At 48.4% G+C, this 18734-nt stretch carries 16 protein-coding genes; 5 read left to right on the forward strand and 11 right to left on the reverse strand.

Translation table 11 applies throughout. The features are described from left to right. Positions 1-12: 12 nt before the first annotated feature. Entirely contained in the window at positions 13-579 is a 567-nt protein-coding gene (locus EJV45_RS11255; protein WP_129715776.1) for an RNA polymerase sigma factor, read from the reverse strand. A 142-nt stretch (positions 580-721) separates the two neighbouring features. On the opposite strand from EJV45_RS11255, the gene EJV45_RS11260 reads away from it, so the two are divergent. The 3 genes from EJV45_RS11260 to EJV45_RS11270 all read left to right on the forward strand — a co-directional run bounded on the left by EJV45_RS11260 (position 722) and on the right by EJV45_RS11270 (position 3031). Further along, positions 722-925, forward strand: coding sequence for a hypothetical protein (locus EJV45_RS11260; RefSeq protein ID WP_129715777.1), 204 nt, complete (start codon positions 722-724; stop codon positions 923-925). 109 nt (positions 926-1034) lie between these two features. Further along, positions 1035-2381, forward strand: coding sequence for an adenylosuccinate lyase (purB, locus tag EJV45_RS11265; protein WP_129715778.1), 1347 nt, complete (start codon positions 1035-1037; stop codon positions 2379-2381). Between the two features lie 98 nt (positions 2382-2479). Further along, positions 2480-3031 (forward strand): NifU family protein, encoded by a 552-nt coding sequence (locus tag EJV45_RS11270; protein WP_129715779.1) that lies wholly within the window; start codon positions 2480-2482, stop codon positions 3029-3031. 88 nt (positions 3032-3119) lie between these two features. Here the strand turns inward: EJV45_RS11270 and EJV45_RS11275 are convergent, their stop codons facing one another. From EJV45_RS11275 to EJV45_RS11290, 4 genes are all read right to left on the reverse strand, one after another. Further along, positions 3120-3911, reverse strand: coding sequence for an inositol monophosphatase family protein (locus EJV45_RS11275; protein ID WP_129715780.1), 792 nt, complete (start codon positions 3909-3911; stop codon positions 3120-3122). A gap of 27 nt (positions 3912-3938) precedes the next feature. Next, positions 3939-5141: a prolipoprotein diacylglyceryl transferase gene (locus tag EJV45_RS11280; RefSeq protein ID WP_370291331.1), complete on the reverse strand. Its 1203-nt coding sequence runs from the start codon at positions 5139-5141 to the stop codon at positions 3939-3941. Between the two features lie 203 nt (positions 5142-5344). Next, on the reverse strand, positions 5345-6664 hold the full coding sequence (mtaB, locus tag EJV45_RS11285; protein WP_129715781.1) for a tRNA (N(6)-L-threonylcarbamoyladenosine(37)-C(2))-methylthiotransferase MtaB: 1320 nt from the start codon (positions 6662-6664) through the stop codon (positions 5345-5347). An 80-nt stretch (positions 6665-6744) separates the two neighbouring features. Continuing rightward, positions 6745-7323 carry a UbiX family flavin prenyltransferase gene (locus tag EJV45_RS11290; protein WP_129715782.1) on the reverse strand — a complete coding sequence of 193 codons (579 nt, stop codon included), beginning with the start codon at positions 7321-7323 and terminating at the stop codon, positions 6745-6747. A 592-nt stretch (positions 7324-7915) separates the two neighbouring features. Here EJV45_RS11290 and EJV45_RS11295 point away from each other — a divergent pair. Then, entirely contained in the window at positions 7916-9307 is a 1392-nt protein-coding gene (locus tag EJV45_RS11295; RefSeq protein WP_129715783.1) for a Gfo/Idh/MocA family protein, read from the forward strand. 16 nt (positions 9308-9323) lie between these two features. Beyond that, entirely contained in the window at positions 9324-10028 is a 705-nt protein-coding gene (locus EJV45_RS11300) for a DUF1080 domain-containing protein (protein WP_129715784.1), read from the forward strand. Positions 10029-10115: 87 nt separating this feature from the next. Here the strand turns inward: EJV45_RS11300 and EJV45_RS11305 are convergent, their stop codons facing one another. The 6 genes from EJV45_RS11305 to EJV45_RS11330 all read right to left on the reverse strand — a co-directional run bounded on the left by EJV45_RS11305 (position 10116) and on the right by EJV45_RS11330 (position 18719). Further along, complete coding sequence (locus EJV45_RS11305) at positions 10116-11195, reverse strand: Gfo/Idh/MocA family protein (protein WP_129715785.1); 1080 nt, start codon at positions 11193-11195, stop codon at positions 10116-10118. A gap of 18 nt (positions 11196-11213) precedes the next feature. Further along, entirely contained in the window at positions 11214-12671 is a 1458-nt protein-coding gene (locus tag EJV45_RS11310; RefSeq protein ID WP_129715786.1) for a Gfo/Idh/MocA family protein, read from the reverse strand. Positions 12672-12821: 150 nt separating this feature from the next. Continuing rightward, positions 12822-13853 (reverse strand): GntR family transcriptional regulator, encoded by a 1032-nt coding sequence (locus EJV45_RS11315; protein ID WP_129715910.1) that lies wholly within the window; start codon positions 13851-13853, stop codon positions 12822-12824. Between the two features lie 66 nt (positions 13854-13919). Continuing rightward, complete coding sequence (locus tag EJV45_RS11320; RefSeq protein WP_129715787.1) at positions 13920-15293, reverse strand: FGGY-family carbohydrate kinase; 1374 nt, start codon at positions 15291-15293, stop codon at positions 13920-13922. Positions 15294-15310: 17 nt separating this feature from the next. Beyond that, entirely contained in the window at positions 15311-16582 is a 1272-nt protein-coding gene (locus EJV45_RS11325; protein WP_129715788.1) for a sugar isomerase, read from the reverse strand. A 19-nt stretch (positions 16583-16601) separates the two neighbouring features. Further along, positions 16602-18719, reverse strand: coding sequence for a bifunctional aldolase/short-chain dehydrogenase (locus EJV45_RS11330; RefSeq protein ID WP_129715789.1), 2118 nt, complete (start codon positions 18717-18719; stop codon positions 16602-16604). Positions 18720-18734: the final 15 nt, after the last annotated feature.

An 18734-nucleotide genomic window follows, 5' to 3' on the forward strand; every position in this document is an offset into this window, starting at 1 on the left:
GTGCTGCTCATGTTAACTGTTAAAAAATATCTTCTTCAAACGCTGCAGACACTTGTACTTCTGCGTTTTCGCGTTATCTGTATTTGTATAACCGAACTTTTCGCTGATGTCCTGCATCGAGAGATTGTTCAGATAAAAATCCTGTATAATGGTCTTGCAGGGTTCCCCCAGTCCCTCGAGCGCTTCATTCATTTTCATCAGGCGCTGATCCTGCTCGTCGTGTTTTTCCAGATCATCATCAACAACCAGAACATCTTCATAATCGCTTATGTTGGTTGTTTTTTTATGGTTCTGCGCAAGCCGTTTCAACCATATTCTGCGGCAAACCGAATAGATATAAGTTTTCAGTTTACTGCTCAGCTCGAAGTCGCCGCTTTTGATCTTATTGTACAAAACGATGACCGACTCCTGAAAAACATCCTTCGCATCATCCTCATCACCATTGTTGTTCAGAATGAACTGCAGGATCATCGGAAAGTAACCGAGGTACAATTTGTTGAGGGTTTCATCTGAGTTATTCAGAATTCCCAAAACCACTTCTCTATCTGTAGGCAACGAACTGTTCAAGGCTTTATTCATCAATTAATACATAATCAGCCAAATAGTAACCCAATGATAGGCAAAAAAATTTTTTTTATTTTTTTTCATCCCGGTGGGTTACCTTTTGTGAATTGGCGTATTAACGGTAAAATTAATTAATCACATTAAACAGAAAATTAGAATGAAAAACTTATTTAAATTCGGATTCTTAGCTTTAGCTCTTTCTTTGTCAGTTGCTGCTTGTAACTCAGATAAAAAAGCTGAAGGTACTGACACTGCTGCTACTGACAGCGGTACTACTGTAATCGACACTAACGTTACTGACACTACTGTAACTGACACTACTGTTACTAAAACTACTACTGACACTGTTGCTAAACACTAGTTTGTAGCTAAACGATAAAAAAACCCTGCCGGAATTCCGGCAGGGTTTTTTTATACCCATTCCGTTTATCAAAAAAAACTACCTTTGCTGCAAAATAAACCGTAGCAAAATGAATCTATCACCGCTTCAGGCTATCTCTCCGATCGACGGGCGTTACCGCAAAACCACCGAACAGCTTTCTGACTATTTTTCTGAGGCTGCATTGATCAAATACCGGGTTTTCGTAGAAATCGAATACTTCATCGCCCTGTGCGAAGCCAAAGTGCCGGGCCTGGAAAGTTTTGATACGAGCCATTTCGCCGGCCTGCGCAATATTTACCTGTCGTTTACCGAAGCAGATGCTGAGAACGTTAAGTCTACCGAGCGCATTACAAACCACGATGTGAAAGCCGTGGAATATTTTATCAAAGACAAGTTCGCAACCTCAGGGCTGGATCAATTCAAAGAATTTATTCATTTCGGTCTGACGTCTCAAGATATAAATAATACCGCTATACCCTTCTCTGTGAAGGCGGCGCTGGAAGAGGTTTATTACCCTGCAATTAAAAAACTCATTGAACGAATCCGCTCGCTCGCTGCTGAATGGAAAGATATACCCATGCTTGCCCATACCCACGGTCAGCCCGCCTCTCCCACCAAACTGGGCAAGGAATTCGCCGTGTTTGCAGAACGCCTGGAGCTGCAGTTAAACAGCCTGCAGTCAGTAAGCCATAGTGCTAAATTCGGCGGCGCAACCGGAAACTTCAATGCCCATCATATTGCCTATCCGCAAATTGACTGGGTTGAGTTTTCAAACAATTTTGTAAGCAATTCTCTCGGCCTGACGCGCGCGCAATACACGACGCAGATTGAACACTATGACCAGTTTGCGGCGCAGTGCGATGCCATGAAAAGGATCAACAACATCCTGATCGACCTGGATCGTGATATATGGACATACATCTCGAAAAACTATTTCAAACAGAAAATCAAGGAAGGCGAAATCGGCTCATCGGCCATGCCGCACAAGGTAAATCCCATCGATTTTGAAAATGCAGAAGGAAATGCTGGTATTGCAAATGCGTTACTGGAATTCTTTGCTGCAAAGTTGCCAATTTCACGCCTGCAGCGCGATCTGACCGACTCGACCGTACTGCGTAATATAGGAGTACCTTTCGGTCATTCGATCATTGCCATACAGGCTACCCTCCGCGGACTTGACAAACTGCTCCTGAATCAGGATGCCCTGAACCAGGACCTTGAAGACAATTGGGCGGTAGTGGCTGAGGCGATTCAGACCGTGCTGCGACGCGAAAACTATCCGAACCCGTATGAGACGCTGAAAGACCTTACCCGGACCAATCAGAAAATCAACGCCGAAAGTATCGCTGCATTTGTAGAAAACCTGGCGGTCGACGAACGTGTAAAACAGGAATTAAGGACAATAAGTCCCTTTAATTACACCGGAATTTTCTAAGACGGCATGCAACCAAAATTGACTTAATTAAGACAGCAGCTGGTGAAACAGTTATGGGTTTTTAGTTAATTTTGTGTGATTAAAAAACTGAACGCGACATGACGATCAACGTATATACAGAACCAACTCCAAACCCGGCAACCATGAAATTCATGGTCAATAAACTGCTGATAAACGGCAGCGAAGATTTTGCAAACCGGGAAAGTGCTGAAAAATCTCCTTTTGCGCGGGAACTGTTCAAGTTCAATTTTGTGAGTGGGGTATTCTTTGCCAGCAACTTTGTTACCATTACAAAAACCGGCGATACGGACTGGGCAGACCTGGAACCGATCCTTAAGGAGTTTGTTAAAGGCGCGGTGGAGTCTGAACTTAAGATTAAAGAAGCTGCTCCTGAAGATGCTCCTGATTTCCAGGGCACAGAGACCGAAATTAAGATTCAGCAGATCCTGCACGACTATGTGCGCCCGGCAGTTGAGCAGGACGGTGGTGCAATTAACTACCGCTCTTTTGAAGATGGTGTTGTGACCGTAGAACTGCGCGGATCCTGCAGTGGCTGCCCGTCATCCACCATCACCTTAAAATCAGGCATTCAGAACCTGCTTCAGCGTATGGTCCCGGAAGTAAAGGACGTGGTTTCTGAAGCTTTATAAGCAGATACCGATCAGATATAAGAAAAAGCAGGCCGTTCCGGACCTGCTTTTTTTTGTCATAATATTTCCGATAAATTGAATCAGACGCCTACTTAAAGTGCGTCTCTATGGCTTTCAGAATCTCTTTTGTAACGAGCCCGTTTGTCGCCAGAATTTCGCGGGTGTTGAAGTAGTCGTTACCTCCTGAGAAGTTACAAACCTCACCCCCCGCCTGCTGTACAATAAATGCACCGGCGGCAAAGTCCCACTGTTGAAGGTTGTATTCAAAAAATGCCTCAAACCGGCCGCAAGCCACATAAATCAGATCGGTCGCGGCAGAACCGATGCGCCGCAAACCATGGCACTCCCGCATCATCTGGGCAAAGAGGTTCATGTATTGCGGTTGTTTATCAAACTGGTAATATGGAAAACCGGTTGCAAGCAAACTTGAACCGAGTGTATCGCGTTTAGAAACCGCGATCTCTTTTTTGTTCAGATAGGCTGCGCCGCCTTTGTAGGCATAAAACATCTCACCGCGGTTTATTTCATAGACAACCCCGACTACCGGCTTATCTTCTTCATAAAGCGCAATACTAACGGCATAGGTCGGTATGCCATGTATGAAGTTTGTTGTACCGTCAAGCGGATCAATGATCCAGGTATAAGTTTTTCCGGAAATGCTGACGGTATTTTCTTCAGTAATAAAACCGGCATCGGGCAACAATTTTGAAAGATTGGCTACCAGCTTTTGTTCTGCGGTCTTATCTACATAAGAGACCATATCATTCAGGCCCTTGTATTCGATACGCGACGCATCGAACAGCATTGCTTCGCGGCGGATAAAATTCCCTGCCAGGCGGGCTATGGAAATCACTTTCGTACAGATAAGTTCGTAGTTCATATGTCAGTTTATTGCCTGATAATCAATTTATCTTTTGCTTTTGATAAGCTCCGCTGGTTGTCTTGACGACCAGATTACGAGCAGGATGCCAGCCACGACCAGCAGGGAAGATATCATTTCTGCCTGCGTAAATGAAAGTCCGGCGACGTGATATTTGGAATTGACGCGAATCAGTTCGACAAAGAAACGCTCGACACCATTCATGATCAGGTAGATGCCGAAAAGCATTCCGGGTGCTTTGATCCGTTTGCGCAAACTCCAGATGACCCCGAACAGGATCAGACAGGCAATAACTTCGTAAATCGCAGTCGGGTAGACCGGTTCGGGTAGCTGGTTGCAGAATTTGCCCACGCAGCCGGGAATTGGTACCCCTTCGCCTACCACATTGTGCGGGTACCGGTAAGCCCATAACCAGTCGGGCAGCCAGTCAAAAGGCTTTGGATTTTTATTTACAATTCCCCAGTCTCCGTCACCTGAAAAATGACAGCCCATCCGCCCTACGGCGTAAGAAAGCATCATACCTGGAGCACCGACATCAAGCATGTGAACCGGCTTGATACCGTTCTTCCTGGCTATATAAAGCACTGCCGCACCACCGCAGATAAGCCCTCCATAAAATGTCAGCCCGCTAAAGGAAGTGAGCCTGCCAATCGGATCTGCAACAAACTCGTCCCAGTATTCAAGCGAGTCGAATACTTTAGCCCCAAGAAATCCCCAGACAGCCGCCCAGACAACGATGGTGCTCATTAACTGATACGGATGCACGAGAACCTCTTTGGTAACAGGTTTTTCAAGCCTCGTCTTTTGTTTTTCCTTATAATCCCACCACGCGAAAAATGCCGCAAGTACCAAGCCGCCAAGCCAGCTTCCTTTCCACGACATCAATGCATTCTGTGGATCTGCCACAAATTCGCGGTAATTGAAGACAGCATACAACAGCTTAAACCCGATCACAAAACCAAATAAGGCATTCAGGATCATATCGCTCAGCGATGCCGGTGCACCGGTCGTTACCTTCTTCTTAACCGGATAAACGAGTCCGTCGGCTTCCTTGCGCTGCAACTCTTTCGAGAAAGCCCAATAGGCGGCAATGAAGGCAAGTGCAACAAACATCCCGAAAGTATTAAAGGGAAGCGGAATCTGAATACCAAACAAGTATTCCAGGAAGTGAGAAACGGTGGGAAACATCTTCTTTTTCTTTGTTGCGAATATAGGGATTCGCTTCGTCATAACAACGTGCTGTGCCGGCTGATGTCTGAGCACCCCATTATGTACCCGACATACGATTATAGTTGCCGGGGCGCGCCTTTATCCCGCCATTTTAATGAGAACGGAAATTATGGGAAAATCCGACGCCTGAAGCCTGCCGCCATGTACCGGTTCCGTTTGTTAACAACCGTGGCTGAGCGACGAATCAACTGCCTGACCCGCTACTAGTGGACAGCGTATTCCGCCAGCTCAGTTACATCAACTTCGCCTTCGGCGGATATTTCCTGCAGGGTTACCGCCTTAAGCTCATTAACAAGCAAAGGGTCATATTTCGCACGGACCTTTACATAATTTTTGCTGAAGCCGTGCATATAACCATCTTTTACATCAGACTCAAATAGTACCTCGGCCGGTTTGCCTAATTGTGATTCGTAAAACGCCCGACGTTTTTTATCAGAAAGAATATGGAGCATCTTGCTGCGCTCACTGCGTTCAGCACCTTGCACAACACCCGGCATTGAGGCTGCTACGGTATCTTCACGTTCAGAGTAGGTAAATACGTGTAAATACGAGATATCAAGGGAATTAAGGAACTGATAGGTATCAAGGAAATCCTCTTTAGTCTCACCGGGGAAACCTACAATCACGTCGACGCCGATACAACAATCAGGCATGACTTCGCGAATTTTTGCAACCCGCTCAACATAGAGATCACGACGATAGCGGCGGCGCATCAGACCCAATATTTTATCAGAGCCGGATTGAAGAGGAATGTGGAAGTGCGGAACAAACCGTTTTGACCTGGCTACGAACTCAATGATCTCGTTGCTAAGCAGGTTTGGCTCAATAGAAGATATCCGGAAACGCTCTATGCCTTCCACTTCATCGAGCGCTTTGACCAGGTCAAAAAATTTATCTTCGCGTTCGCCATTGCGGATACCGAAGTCACCAAGGTTAACGCCGGTTAGTACAATTTCTTTCACCCCGCTCTCTGCGATCATGCGGGCTCTCGCCACCACATTGTCAATGGTATCACTTCGGCTCGCGCCGCGCGCAAGAGGAATCGTACAATATGTGCAGGGGTAATCACAGCCGTCCTGAACTTTCAAAAAGGTACGGGTCCTGTCGGCAATCGAATAGGCCGCAATAAACTGGTGGTTTACCTTTTCGATATTTTGCTGATGAACCACAGCCTTTGGATTTTTTGTCAGATCGTCTATATACTCGATAATCCTGAACTTTTCAGCGGCGCCAAGCACCATATCTACACCTTCAATCTCCGCAATTTCCTGTGGCTTGAGCTGCGCATAACAACCTACGATGGTTACATAGGCATCCGGTGAGTATTTAAGTGCTTCCTTTACAACCTTCCGGCACTTCTTGTCAGCATGATCGGTAACAGAACAGGTATTGATGACATAAACGTCTGCTTTTTCGGTAAAACCTACAACACCGTAACCCGCATCGGTAAAGAGGCGACCTATTGTAGAGGTTTCAGAAAAATTCAGTTTACAACCGAGGGTATAGAAAGCTACTTTTTTCATCCTTAACGCAAAAGAAACGCAAAGATAAGTATTTAGGTAAAGAATGCCCCCCAAGGTAGCACAACTTACAAACCGCAGACCTATTTGCTATCCTGCTCATTCCACCTGTAACCGGGTGCATCAAAGCCGGCGAGGTCAATCACCCTGCTGACTACCGTTGCGGCAACGGCCTCAATAGAGTCAGGGAGACTATAGAACGATGGGTTTGCCGGACAGATGATACCGCCTGCAAGTGTAACTGTTCGCATATTTTCAATATGGATCAGATTGAAGGGTGTATCGCGAACCACCGCGATCAGTTTACGCCGCTCTTTTAAAACAACATCGGCCGCACGGCTGATCAGGTCATTTGAAATTCCGCCGGCGATTCGACCAAGTGTGCCCATCGAACAGGGAATAATGATCATGGTGTCATAACGCGCAGAGCCCGAAGCAAATGGTGCGTTGAAATCGTTTTTCTGATAAAAGGTGAAGGGATACTTTTCGAAGTCGCGGTTACCGAGTTCATATTCCCACACCTGTCTTGCGTTATCAGACATCACTATACCTACAGCTTGCAGCTGATCGGTGAGTGTTAGCAGCTGATCGAACAGCACTTTTGCATACACAGCGCCACTCGCACCGGTAACAGCTATAATAACTTTTTTCTTCTTATCCATTCAATATTTCCGGCACCGGTCGGCATGGTATGCACTGGCCGGACACAACAAAAAAAGGGCCGAATACTCGTATTCGACCCTACATCTACCTATGAAAAACATACCCCCGAAAGGGTAAGCCCAAATATAAAGAAGAATATTTGGATATAAAAGAAGCTAACCAAATTTTTTTGTTAAAAAATGTGAAATTTTCCTAATCAAAAAAGTTCGTCTTTCTGTCAATGAGCGTTCACCGTCGGCGTTTGAACCCATTATTCTGCATCGGAAGTTCACTGACTTTCCTGTCTTTTTGAAGTCCAGCTAAGATAGCACAATGAGCGCGGGACTATCTTCCACCATCAAAAGTCCAATCCCGCCGTAACAATTGCATTACAGTCTCAACTATACTTTTTATAAATTTTTATAAAAGTTGAGTTAATTACCTAATTAAACGCATAAAGTGGCACTTGCACGCAAGCATGACTGCAATGACACAAGACCCATGGTCTCAGGTTGTTTTGCTTTACGCTGGAAAATAGTGATTTTAGCTCTGGCTGTTTCCATTTGCAGCTGTGCTTGTTACAGATTTAAGACAACCCAAACCATACAACGAATGAAAAATACAAATGACGAACCCAGGCGGAAGTTTATTACCCGTTTCGCCGCGGGCGTTGTGGGAGCATCCCTGTTTCCAAACATCATTACGGCTGCAGACCGTGAGCGGAACTATTCGGCTATGTTGCGCGAGAAGCAACGGTACGCTGCAAACGACCAGATCCAGATTGCGCTAATCGGGGCCGGCGGCATGGGCTCCGCTGATGCAGCCACTGCGGTTACCGTACCCGGCGTTAAACTCGTTGCCGCCTGCGATCTGTATGACGGGCGCCTGGCCAAGGCAAAAAAAACCTGGGGCAGTGATATTTTTACAACCCGTAATTACCGTGAAATACTGGAGCGCAGCGATATCGATGCGGTAATTATCGGAACACCAGACTTTTGGCATAAGCAAATCTCTGTCGAGGCGATGGACAAGGGAAAATCCGTCTACTGTGAAAAACCAATGGTTCATAACATTTCAGAGGGGCCTGCCGTTGTTGATGCGCAGCGCAGGAACCGTAAAACTGTTTACCAGGTGGGAAGCCAGGGCGTAAGTTCGCTTGGAAACGAAAAAGCGCGGGAACTGCTCAAAGACGGTGCCATCGGCAAACTGAATTATGCTGAAGGCTTCTGGGCACGCATGTCGCCAACGGGTGCCTGGCAGTACCCTATTCCTGCAGATGCCTCGCCAGAAACAGTTGGCTGGGATGCGTATCTGGAACATACGACAAAAAGAAAATTTGATCCGCTGCGCTTTTTCCGCTGGAGAAATTACCGCGATTATGGCACCGGCGTATCGGGCGATTTATTTGTACACCTGTTCTCAAGCTTACATTTTATCACAAACTCCATCGGCCCCGAACAAATCCAGGCAACCGGCGGACTCCGTTACTGGAAAGACGGACGAGAAGTCCCCGACGTGATGATCGGCATGTTCGATTATCCGGAAAACAGTGTGCACCCCGCCTTCAACCTTTCGCTTCGCGTTAATTTTGTAGATGGTACCGGTGGCACAAACTATCTTCGTATGGTAGGCAGTGAAGGTTCGATGACCGTTGAATGGGATAAGGTAACACTCTACCGGAACCGCAACATAATTGATGAAAACGATCCGCTTAACGCAGCCAATAAACAGGCCAACAACGGCGGGGGCAGTACTTATACCTACAACAGGAAACAGCTGCTTCCACCAGATCAAACCGTTTACAAGGCTGAAGACGGGTACAAGGGTGCACATTTTGATCACTTCTATAATCTGTTCAATGCCATGCGCAACGGCGGAAAGGTAAGCGAAGACGCACTTTTCGGATATCGCGCCGCTGCGCCTGCGCTGCTTTGCAACGATGCTTATTTCAATGGCAAGATCATAAAATGGGATCCGAAAAACCTTAAGGTTGTCAAGTCGTAGACCTGCAATATTCAATATGAAAAAGAAAATATACGTATTTCTTGCCCTGGCTGCCGGCATGGTAGCCTCCGCAAGCGCACAAAACACGCTCACCGCAAAAGAAAAGTCTGCCGGCTGGGAACTTTTGTTCAATGGAAAAGACCTGTCGGGATGGCGGATGTTTAAAAACAAACCGGCCGATTGCTGGGAAGCTGTCGACGGTACATTGCACTGTAAAGGCAGTAAAACAGATAAATCAGACTTGCGGGCTGATGTGATCACCAACGCAAAATACGAAGATTTTGAGTTGTCAATCGACTGGAAACTTGGGGCCCAGGGCAACAGCGGGATCCTTTACCGGGTAACTGAAGATTATGACCGCACCTACCTGAGCGGTCCGGAATATCAGCTTATTGATGATGACAACTTTCCTGGCAAACTTGAGCCCTGGCAAAAAACAGGCGCCAACTATGCTATCAATCCGCCGCTGGTTAGCGCAGCAAAGCCCATCGGGCAATGGAACAACACAAAAATTATTGTGAAAGACAACCATGTGCAGCATTGGCTGAACGGCAAACTGACAGCAGAGTACACTTTCGGCAGTGAAGACTGGAAGAAAAAGAAAGCCGAGGGCAAATGGAAAAATGCCGAGGGCTACGGCATGAGTCCGGAAGGGCATATTGCCCTGCAAGACCATGGCGCAGGTGTCTGGTTTAAAAACATCAAGGTCAGGAAGATTTAGAGCGATGGATTATGGACCATAGACGATGAGCGTCAATGGTCCATAGTCTCTGGCCGGCTGTCAGACAACCGTGTAGGAGGTTTTTTCTCACACTTCCACCACAACACCCCGCCGTATCGATTCATCACACGCGAAGGCGACCTTCAGGCTATTGACAGCGTCGGCAGTAGCCTCAGTGAGATCGAGGTTTTCCTGTATGGCTTTTAAAAAGTAACGCTGTTCCCGGTTACATAATTCCTGGTGATCGGGCTCATCGCTCATATCAAACCAGGTATCTTCATGAGCAAACTTCCGCGCGCTGTTTAAAGCGGATCGATGCAAGCGCAGCGATTCAGTTTTTGTATGCGCATCGATTTCGTCAGATTTTCCCTCGGCGGCGGCATTCTTTGCTACAATCGAGACTGAACCATCAGGGCCGATCACATCTTTCACAAAAAATGCGGTCTGGCTCATCATTGGCCCCCAGCCCGCCTCGTACCAGCCAACCGATCCGTCTGCGAAAGTAAGCTGCAACTGGCCATAGTTGTAGTTATCAGCAGGGACATCATCGCTCAGACGGGCGCCGATGGCATGAACGCGTACCGGATTACACCGCGTCATCTGGCACATTACGTCGATGTAATGCACACCGCAGTCTACGATCGGGCTCAGGCTTGCAAGCAGGTTGCGATGCACTTCCCACTGTCCTGCCTGGCTCTGCTGGTTCAGATTCATACGCATGACAAGGGGCTTGCCAAGACCCTGCGCAAGCTCAATAAATTTTTGCCATGAAGGATGGTAACGCAGAATGTAACCCACCAGTAGCTTTTTATTTGCGTGCCGCGCGGCCTCGGCTATGCGAAGTGCGCCTTCGGCCGAATCTGCAAGCGGCTTCTCCAGGAACACATGGCAGCCACGTGCAAAGGCGGCGATAGCATAAGGCTCATGGGTATCCGGATAGGTTGATATACATACCGCATCCGGTGCTGTCTCCCCCAGCGCAACGAAATAGTCGTCGAACAATGGGTAATCAGCGCCAAGTGCAGTGTTTAACTTATTTTTACTGTCGCCCCGTGATACCAGTCCGCAGATCTCGAACTCGTCCATGTCGTGGTAGGCCCGGGCATGGGATGCGCCCATATTGCCACAGCCTGCCACGAGTACGCGAAGTTTTTTTATTCCATTCATTACCAGGTTCTTAAATTATTAAACACCAAGGCTCCAGCCCTGTCTGTATTCGCGTTTGATAAACTGGTTGGCTGCGTCAAAATTTGTAACGCGAATGTTCTGGCTATCCCAGATCATTTTAAGGTCGCGCCCCGGATAAGTGTATCCTTTACCATCAGCACGTGGCTCCCGGATATCAAAACCCCGGATGGCCAGATTGGCGATCAGCAGGGTTTCAGTCAGCGGCCCGGCGATCTCAAAAGGAGAACTCATTTTCATTTTGCCGAAGCCGGCCAGGCAGCCTTCAACCCACTGGCCGTAGTGACCTTCGGCACTGCCGGGAATACGTTCAATAGTCTGTTTTGTTCGCACTTCATTTGTGCGGCTTGTCGGCAGCAAGCGTGGGTTTGAGCCATACACATCGCAGATCATTTTGCCGCGGGTACCTATAAAGAGTACGCCGTTATCGCCAAACCGCTCATTCGCTTCCAGTTCAGCCGGGCGTTCGGGTTTTATACCTCCGTCCATCCAGTGTAACGTCAGGTCGCCTTTTGTTTTCTTTGTTTTTGCGTAGGTCATGACCATATGGCTTGATGGCGGACAACTTTCGGGGAAATATCCCCTTTTGAATTCATCGACATACACGCTGCCCACACTGCATTGCACATCTTTCGGATATTGCAGATCGAGGATACGGAATGGCGGCTCAACAAGATGACAGCCCATATCGCCAAGGGCACCTGTACCAAACTCCCACCATCCACGCCAGTTAAAAGGCACCAGCTTGTCAATGTATCGCAGTTCGCGCGCCGTGCCCAGCCAGAGGTTCCAGTCCAGCTCTTTGGGTATTTCCGCTGCCGGAGCGGGCCAGGTAATTCCCTGCGGCCACAGCGGACGGTCGGTCCAACAATAAACGGTTTCAACTTTTCCGATCTGCCCGTCGTCCAGCCATTCCTGAAGTCTCCTGACACCATCGCCCGAAGACCCCTGGTTACCCATTTGCGTCACAACCTTATATCGCTGTGCGGCCTCTGTTAATTTCCGTGCCTCATAGATGTCGTGCGTTAGGGGCTTTTGTACATACACGTGTTTTCCAAGCTGCATGGCAGCCATGGTTTGCACGGCATGGTTGTGGTCGGGGGTAGAGATTGAAACGGCATCAATATGCTGATGCTCCTTATCGAGCATTTCGCGGTAATCTTTATAGTATTTTGCCCGCGGAAAATTACGGATACTGTTTGCCGCCCGCCGGTCGTCAACATCGCACAAAAAAGCAATATCAGCCTTCCCGGTTTTTGCAAATGAAGCAATGTCAGACTGTCCCTTGCCACCAACGCCTATGCCGGCGATCTGCAGCCTGTCGCTCGGCGCAATATAACCTTTGCCGCCAAGCACATGCCGGGGAACAATCATTAGTCCAGCAGCGGCAACTGCAGCATGTTTAATAAAATTTCTTCTTGAATCGTTTTGGGTTTGTGTGTGTTTTTTTGGTTTCATAGCCTTTTCAAGCAATTTTAAAAACGTAATTGGTTCCCGCTAAAATGCCGAATTTGACCCGGATGCAAAAAAAAAACTTTCGAATCACGCATAACCGTTACATGAGATCAGATTATGCCGGCACAAAACCGGAGACTGCATTTAGCTGGACTATAAGGAGGGCCGGAGCGTTAACGCAAAGGGAACTTCAATGTGTTCGGTAGATTGATCGCGTATCAGCTGGGCGGCACGTCTGCCCAACTGAACAAAATCAGTTGAAATTGTGGTGATCCCACTGGCAATGACGCGTTTAAGCGGAGTCTCGTTGTAGGAAATTACGCCTACATCGGTACCCATTTTCAACCCTTCTGCCATGATACGTTCTACAAGCAGCACAAGATCGTCTTCCATCAGGCTAATGTAGACCTCTCCCCTGCCGATCGGTTCTTCCGGCAACCTGCTGACTACGCTGTGGTCAAATGCATATTGCTGGCAGAAACGGTAGAAGCCACGCAGGATCTCCACCGGAAAATAACTCCGCTTTGGAAAAATGATTTTGAGTGTGTGGTATTTGCTAAGCCGCTCGCGCGCCTGTTCCAATGCGGTATAGATGTCCCTTTCAAAATTCTCATAGACAGCCGCATAGTTGCCAGTAACCCCGTGCAATTTTTTGTCAAGGATGACCAGTTTCTCTTTAGGCAGCATGTCGATGACGGCGGCAACATTTTCGTCTCCATCAATGAAATGCGGAATGATAACGAAGTGCGAGTAATCGCCGGCCCTGCCCGAAATCAGCTTTTTGAACAAAGCAAAATCGTTGTTATAGATATAAAAATCTATTGATACGCGATCGCCGAGGGCATCTGTGAACGCATCGTAAATAAGCTTTTTATGATAGCTTAATTTATTGAACAACAGGAATATTTTGAGCTTTTGCTTGAAGGAGTCGTTAAAGATGAAATATCCCTTTCCCGGAACGGAACCGAGCACCCCCATTTTCTTCAGATGCCGGTATCCTTTTTCGGCGGTATCGCGCGAAATCTCCAGCTGAGCGCTGAGCTCATTGATTGAAGGAAGCAGGTCGTCTTTACTGAGTTTACCCGATTCGATGGCGGCAATGACCGAGTTGCAAAGCTGCAGGTACTTTGGTGTTGCGCTGTAATCGTCTATGGTAATGTATTGAATAGCCTGCCCGGGTTTCATAACGTTCGAAAAAATTGCTCTGTGGTCGAATATCAGCATTTTTTCTTAATCGAACCCGGTAAAGCGTTAGCTTAGGGGCAGTCGTGCATAATATTTTAAATCAATCATATTTGCCGGAAGGTTTTTACTGTTCCAATGTCGGTGAATACATAGGGCGGCACCCATGGCTGTTGCCTGCGCCATTGACGCTGCATAAACTTCCTGACCGGGAAAAAGCATGCTGACCAGGTTCATATATACATCGTTCTTTCCAAAGCCGCCGTCTACAAAAATGCGGCGCAGCGCAGCATCTTTGAGTACGAGACGGGTACTTTGCTCCTGCTGCAGTGCCAGGTCGATCATCAGGGCATGGTAGGCTTCCGAATCGTTCTCAAAACGCGAAGGCACCTGCCCGATAAAGAGCGGCTCCCTGTTTACACCGTCCGTAAACTTAAATTTAAACTTCGCTTCAAGCCTTCTAAGTATCAGGGGGTCAAACCGTGTGTGGCGGAACTTCGCTGCCGGCTGCATGAAGTGTGCTGTGAGGCGTTTAAGTTCCTGTTCATGTGTGTAACCGGCAAACAGGCGTGCTGCTTTTACGGGTTTGCCCTTGTATTGAAGATAACATAAACAATCGTTTGCCAAATCTGAGGCAGACAGCGGACTATGGTCAAAAGGATTGAGCGTGATACACCAGGTGCCGGTTGAAATCAGCACAAAAGGCTCCTGGAAATTTGTAAGGTACGGGATCAGGGCAGCAGAACTATCGTGAAGACCGGTTCCGATATTCAGGTTGCTTCCCGGAAATACTGCGGGATAAACCTCATCTGCCGGCACAATGGGCGCCAGTTTATCTGCGACGCCTTCCTGATGGACCCAGCGGTGGTACTTCCCGCCTGTAAAGTTCCAGAGGTTTGTATGGCAGCCGATGCTGGTAAGATCGCTGCATGGACGGCCGGTTAAAAGAAAACTCATATACTGCGGCAAATGCAGGGCATGGCTGACTCTTGCAAAAACCTGCGGCTGTTCGTGCTTAAGACGGTAGATCTGCATACCTGAATTCAGGCTCCCTAATACCGGCGAGGCGGTTTCAGTTGCGAACTGCTCTTCCCCGCCATAATCCTCATAAAATTTTTGTTTCAAAACTTCGGGATAGGTCTTCAGGTAATTATACAAAGGCGTTAAGGGACGGCCGTCTTCATCAATATAGACAAGACTGGCGCCGTAAGTAGAAAAGTTAACGGCCCGCACATCAAAATCCCGGAGCCGGCCAATTTCCCGAAGGGAGTCAAAAACAGATAAACGCAGGCTGTCGAGGTTTTCACAGGGTTCCCCGTCCTCGTCGGTCACTTCGATAAAGCGTGCGGAGCGTTCATAAACAAGCTGATAATCCTCGTCGAAAAGAAACAGCTTTTTATTGGTTTTACCAACGTCAAATATGGCGATTACTGGTTTTGGCATCTGTGTGTACTCAGCTCTTAAAGTCCGGTTGCTACTGTGTCAGATCCGCGGTCGCGTATCAGCTCTTGCCGGATACCGAGCTTCCGGAAAGCCTGTACCGGGTCGAGCGCGCCTTCTTCGCGCAGCCGTGCCTCGGCAACGAGCGGGCGTACATCTGTCCGGTATGCATCCTGCAGAATCTCCTGGCAGCGCACCGCATCATTTTCCTGTTGCGCGGCCTGAAGCTCAGTTCTGTTGACCAGCAGCGCCTGTGCATAGGCAATCTTGATGGCTTCTACCGATTGCAGCAGGTCTTCAATGGGGTCTTTCACATTGTGTGAGGCGTCGATCATCCAGCCGATCGCGCTGGCATGATCCATTTTTCGCACGTCCATTCCTTCGACAAGTTCACTGAAAATCAGGAACAGCTGGTACGGATTGATACATCCTACTGTGAGATCATCGTCTCCATATTTGGAATCGTTGAAGTGGAAGCCTGCTAATTTGCCTTCCATAAGCAGCAGCGAAACGATCTGCTCAATATTGGTATTTGGCAGGTGATGACCAAGATCGACCAGTGTTGCGGCTTTTGGCCCGAGTTTATTAGCCAGCAGCAGCGATTGTCCCCAATCGCCGATTGTCGTCGAGTAAAAATTAGGTTCAAAGGGCTTATATTCCACCCAGACCTGCCAGTCTGCCGGCAAGGCTGCATAAATCTGCTGCAGGCTTTCAAGCGTATTTTCAAAGGCGCTGCGAAAGTTCAGCTGGCCCGGAAAGTTTGAGCCGTCAGACAGCCAGACCGACAGGGCCTTTGAACCGAGACGCTCGCCTTGCCTGATCACCTCAATATTGTGCTGAACAGCTTGTTCCCGCACCGATTTGTCTACATGATGAAGTGAGCCAAATTTATAGCTCAGCGCCTGACCGGCCTGGTCCTGGAAAGTATTTGAATTAACCGCATCGAAGCGCAAGCCCCAGCTGGCCGCGTGCGCACGGATTTCTTCCGCATTACCCGGAATATCCCAGGGAATGTGCAGCGAAATTGAGCCGCCGGAACGGTTCAGGGCGTGCAGTACGCCTACGTCAGCAATCTTTTCTTCGAGGTTACGCGGTTCACCGCCGCCTGAGAAACGCCCGAAGCGTGTGCCACCGGTTCCCAATGCCCAGCTTGGTATAGCTACCTGAAATTTACGAAGTTTCGATATGATACCTTCGGGATCGGAAAGACCAGCTGCCACAAAATCTAGTTTTCTGCGGTGTTGGCTGATGCCTGCATCATTCAGGTCCTGAATTTTTTCTGTGAGTTTCATAGTCTGTGTTTCACTGTTCTTATCGGGTAAATGCCATGGCCACACCGCCATCTACATTGAGCGCGTTTCCTGTTGATTTGTTCATCAGGCCGCAGACAAACAGAAAGCAGGCATTGGCTATATCTTCCGGTAAAATTGTTTTGTTCAGTAAGGTACGCTTTGCATAGTAAGCAGGCAACTCTTCAACCGTGATACCGTAAGCACGCGCGCGGCCTTCCGCCCAGCCGCCGGCCCATATGTTGGAATCAGCAATAACAGCATCTGGATTCACTGCGTTAACACGGATGCCATCTGCGCCAAGCTCGGCCGCCAGCAGCCGGCTCAAATGGGCCTGCGCTGCCTTGGCAGAGCCGTAACCGGCATTGTTCGGACCCGCAACAACAGCATTTTTCGAGACGATATTGAGTATATCGCCGCCTGTCTGCTGTTTTCGCATGATGCGGACCGCAGCTTTTGAGACCATAAACTGCCCCTTTACCAAAATATCGTATAGGCGGTCCCATTCTTCGATGCTGTGTTCTTCGATTGACTTCGAGATACTGATACCGGCATTGTTTACGACGATATCCACCCCACCAAAAGCCAGCGATGTTGCCTCTAGGGCCTCGTCGATACTTGCATGGTCGGTCACATTCAGCAGCGTCCCCGCTACCGAATCACGACCAAATGTTTTTGAAAACTGACTGATGGTTTCTTCTATCCTGCCCTGATCAATATCGTTAATAACGACACAGGCACCTTCCTCTGCAAATTTCCGGGCAATAGCGCGCCCAATACCGCCGCCGCTTCCTGTTACCAGCGCAATGCGGCCGGTAAGTGGTTTCGGTTTAGGCATGCGCTGCAGTTTTGCTTCTTCAAGAAGCCAGTATTCAATGTCAAACGCTTCCTGCCGGGGAAGCGAGGTATACGTGGAAATGGCTTCTGCTCCCCGCATTACGTTGATGGCATTGGCATAAAACTCTGCTGCTACCCTTGCTGTTTGTTTGTCTTTTGCGAAGCTGAACATCCCCACCCCGGGGTATAAAATAATGACCGGATTGGCATCCCGAATTGCCGGGCTGTTGTCATGACGGCAATTTTCATAGTAAGAAGCGTACATCTGCCGGTAGGCTTCAAATGCAGGCAAGAGCTCATCCCGCAGGGCAGGTTGGCTAAGATCGGCATCTACGGCAAGATCGAGCACGAGCGGGCTGATCTTTGTACGCAGAAAATGGTCCGGACAGCTTGTACCCATTGGGGCCAGGCGGTCGAGATCATTCGAGTTAATAAATTCGAGCACCTTTGCATCATCGCTGAAATGACCAACCATGGGCTGCCCGGATGAGCAAAGTCCGCGAAGAACCGGCGCCAGCTCTGCTGCCTGTTTTTTACGCTGCGCTGCCGGCAAACTTTTAAGCCGCTGACCACCAAAAACAAGTTTCTCCCGGCCCAGGTGTTCTTCAATGTAAGCTGCGCAGGTTTCGATGACCCCTAGCGTGTTCAGATAACTTTCGTAGGCGGTATCCCCCCAGGTAAAGAGCCCGTGAGAACCCAGCATAATTCCCCTGATTCCGGGGTTTTCCTCCAGGCAGGCCCGAAGCTTCAGACCCAGGTCAAAGCCAGGCCGCTGCCATGGCACCCAGCCAATAGCGCCGCCAAAAAGTTCCTTTGTGATTCGTTCACCGTCTTTGGCCGCGGCAATGGCAATCGCCGCATCAGGGTGCAGGTGATCGATATGTTTGAAAGGCAGAAAGGCATGTAAGGGCGTGTCGATCGACGGCGCTTTTGAATCGAGATCAAAAATACAGTGATTAAACAGACCAACCATTTCATCTTCGTGCTCAAGCCCCCTGTACCTGTTTTCAAGTTTATGCAGCCGGTCCAGATAAAGCGCTGCAAGGCCACTCTTTTTAAGCGTTCCCAGGTCGCCGCCAGAGCCCTTTACCCACATAACAGGCGTAGCCTGACCGGTAAGCGGGTCTGTTTCAGCAACCTTGCAGGATGTGTTGCCGCCGCCATAATTGGTTAGCCGGAGATCGGCACCCAATAAATTTGAACGGTAAATAAGCAGTGCGACTTCATCACCTTCCAGGCTGGCTGCCTCAGCACTGTCCCATAGATAACTTACATGTTTAAAGCTATTTAAATCTGCAGACATATTTTAATTATTTAT

The sequence above is a fragment of the Pedobacter sp. SYP-B3415 genome, assembly GCF_004138205.1.
In the GTDB taxonomy this organism is placed as follows: domain Bacteria; phylum Bacteroidota; class Bacteroidia; order Sphingobacteriales; family Sphingobacteriaceae; genus Pedobacter.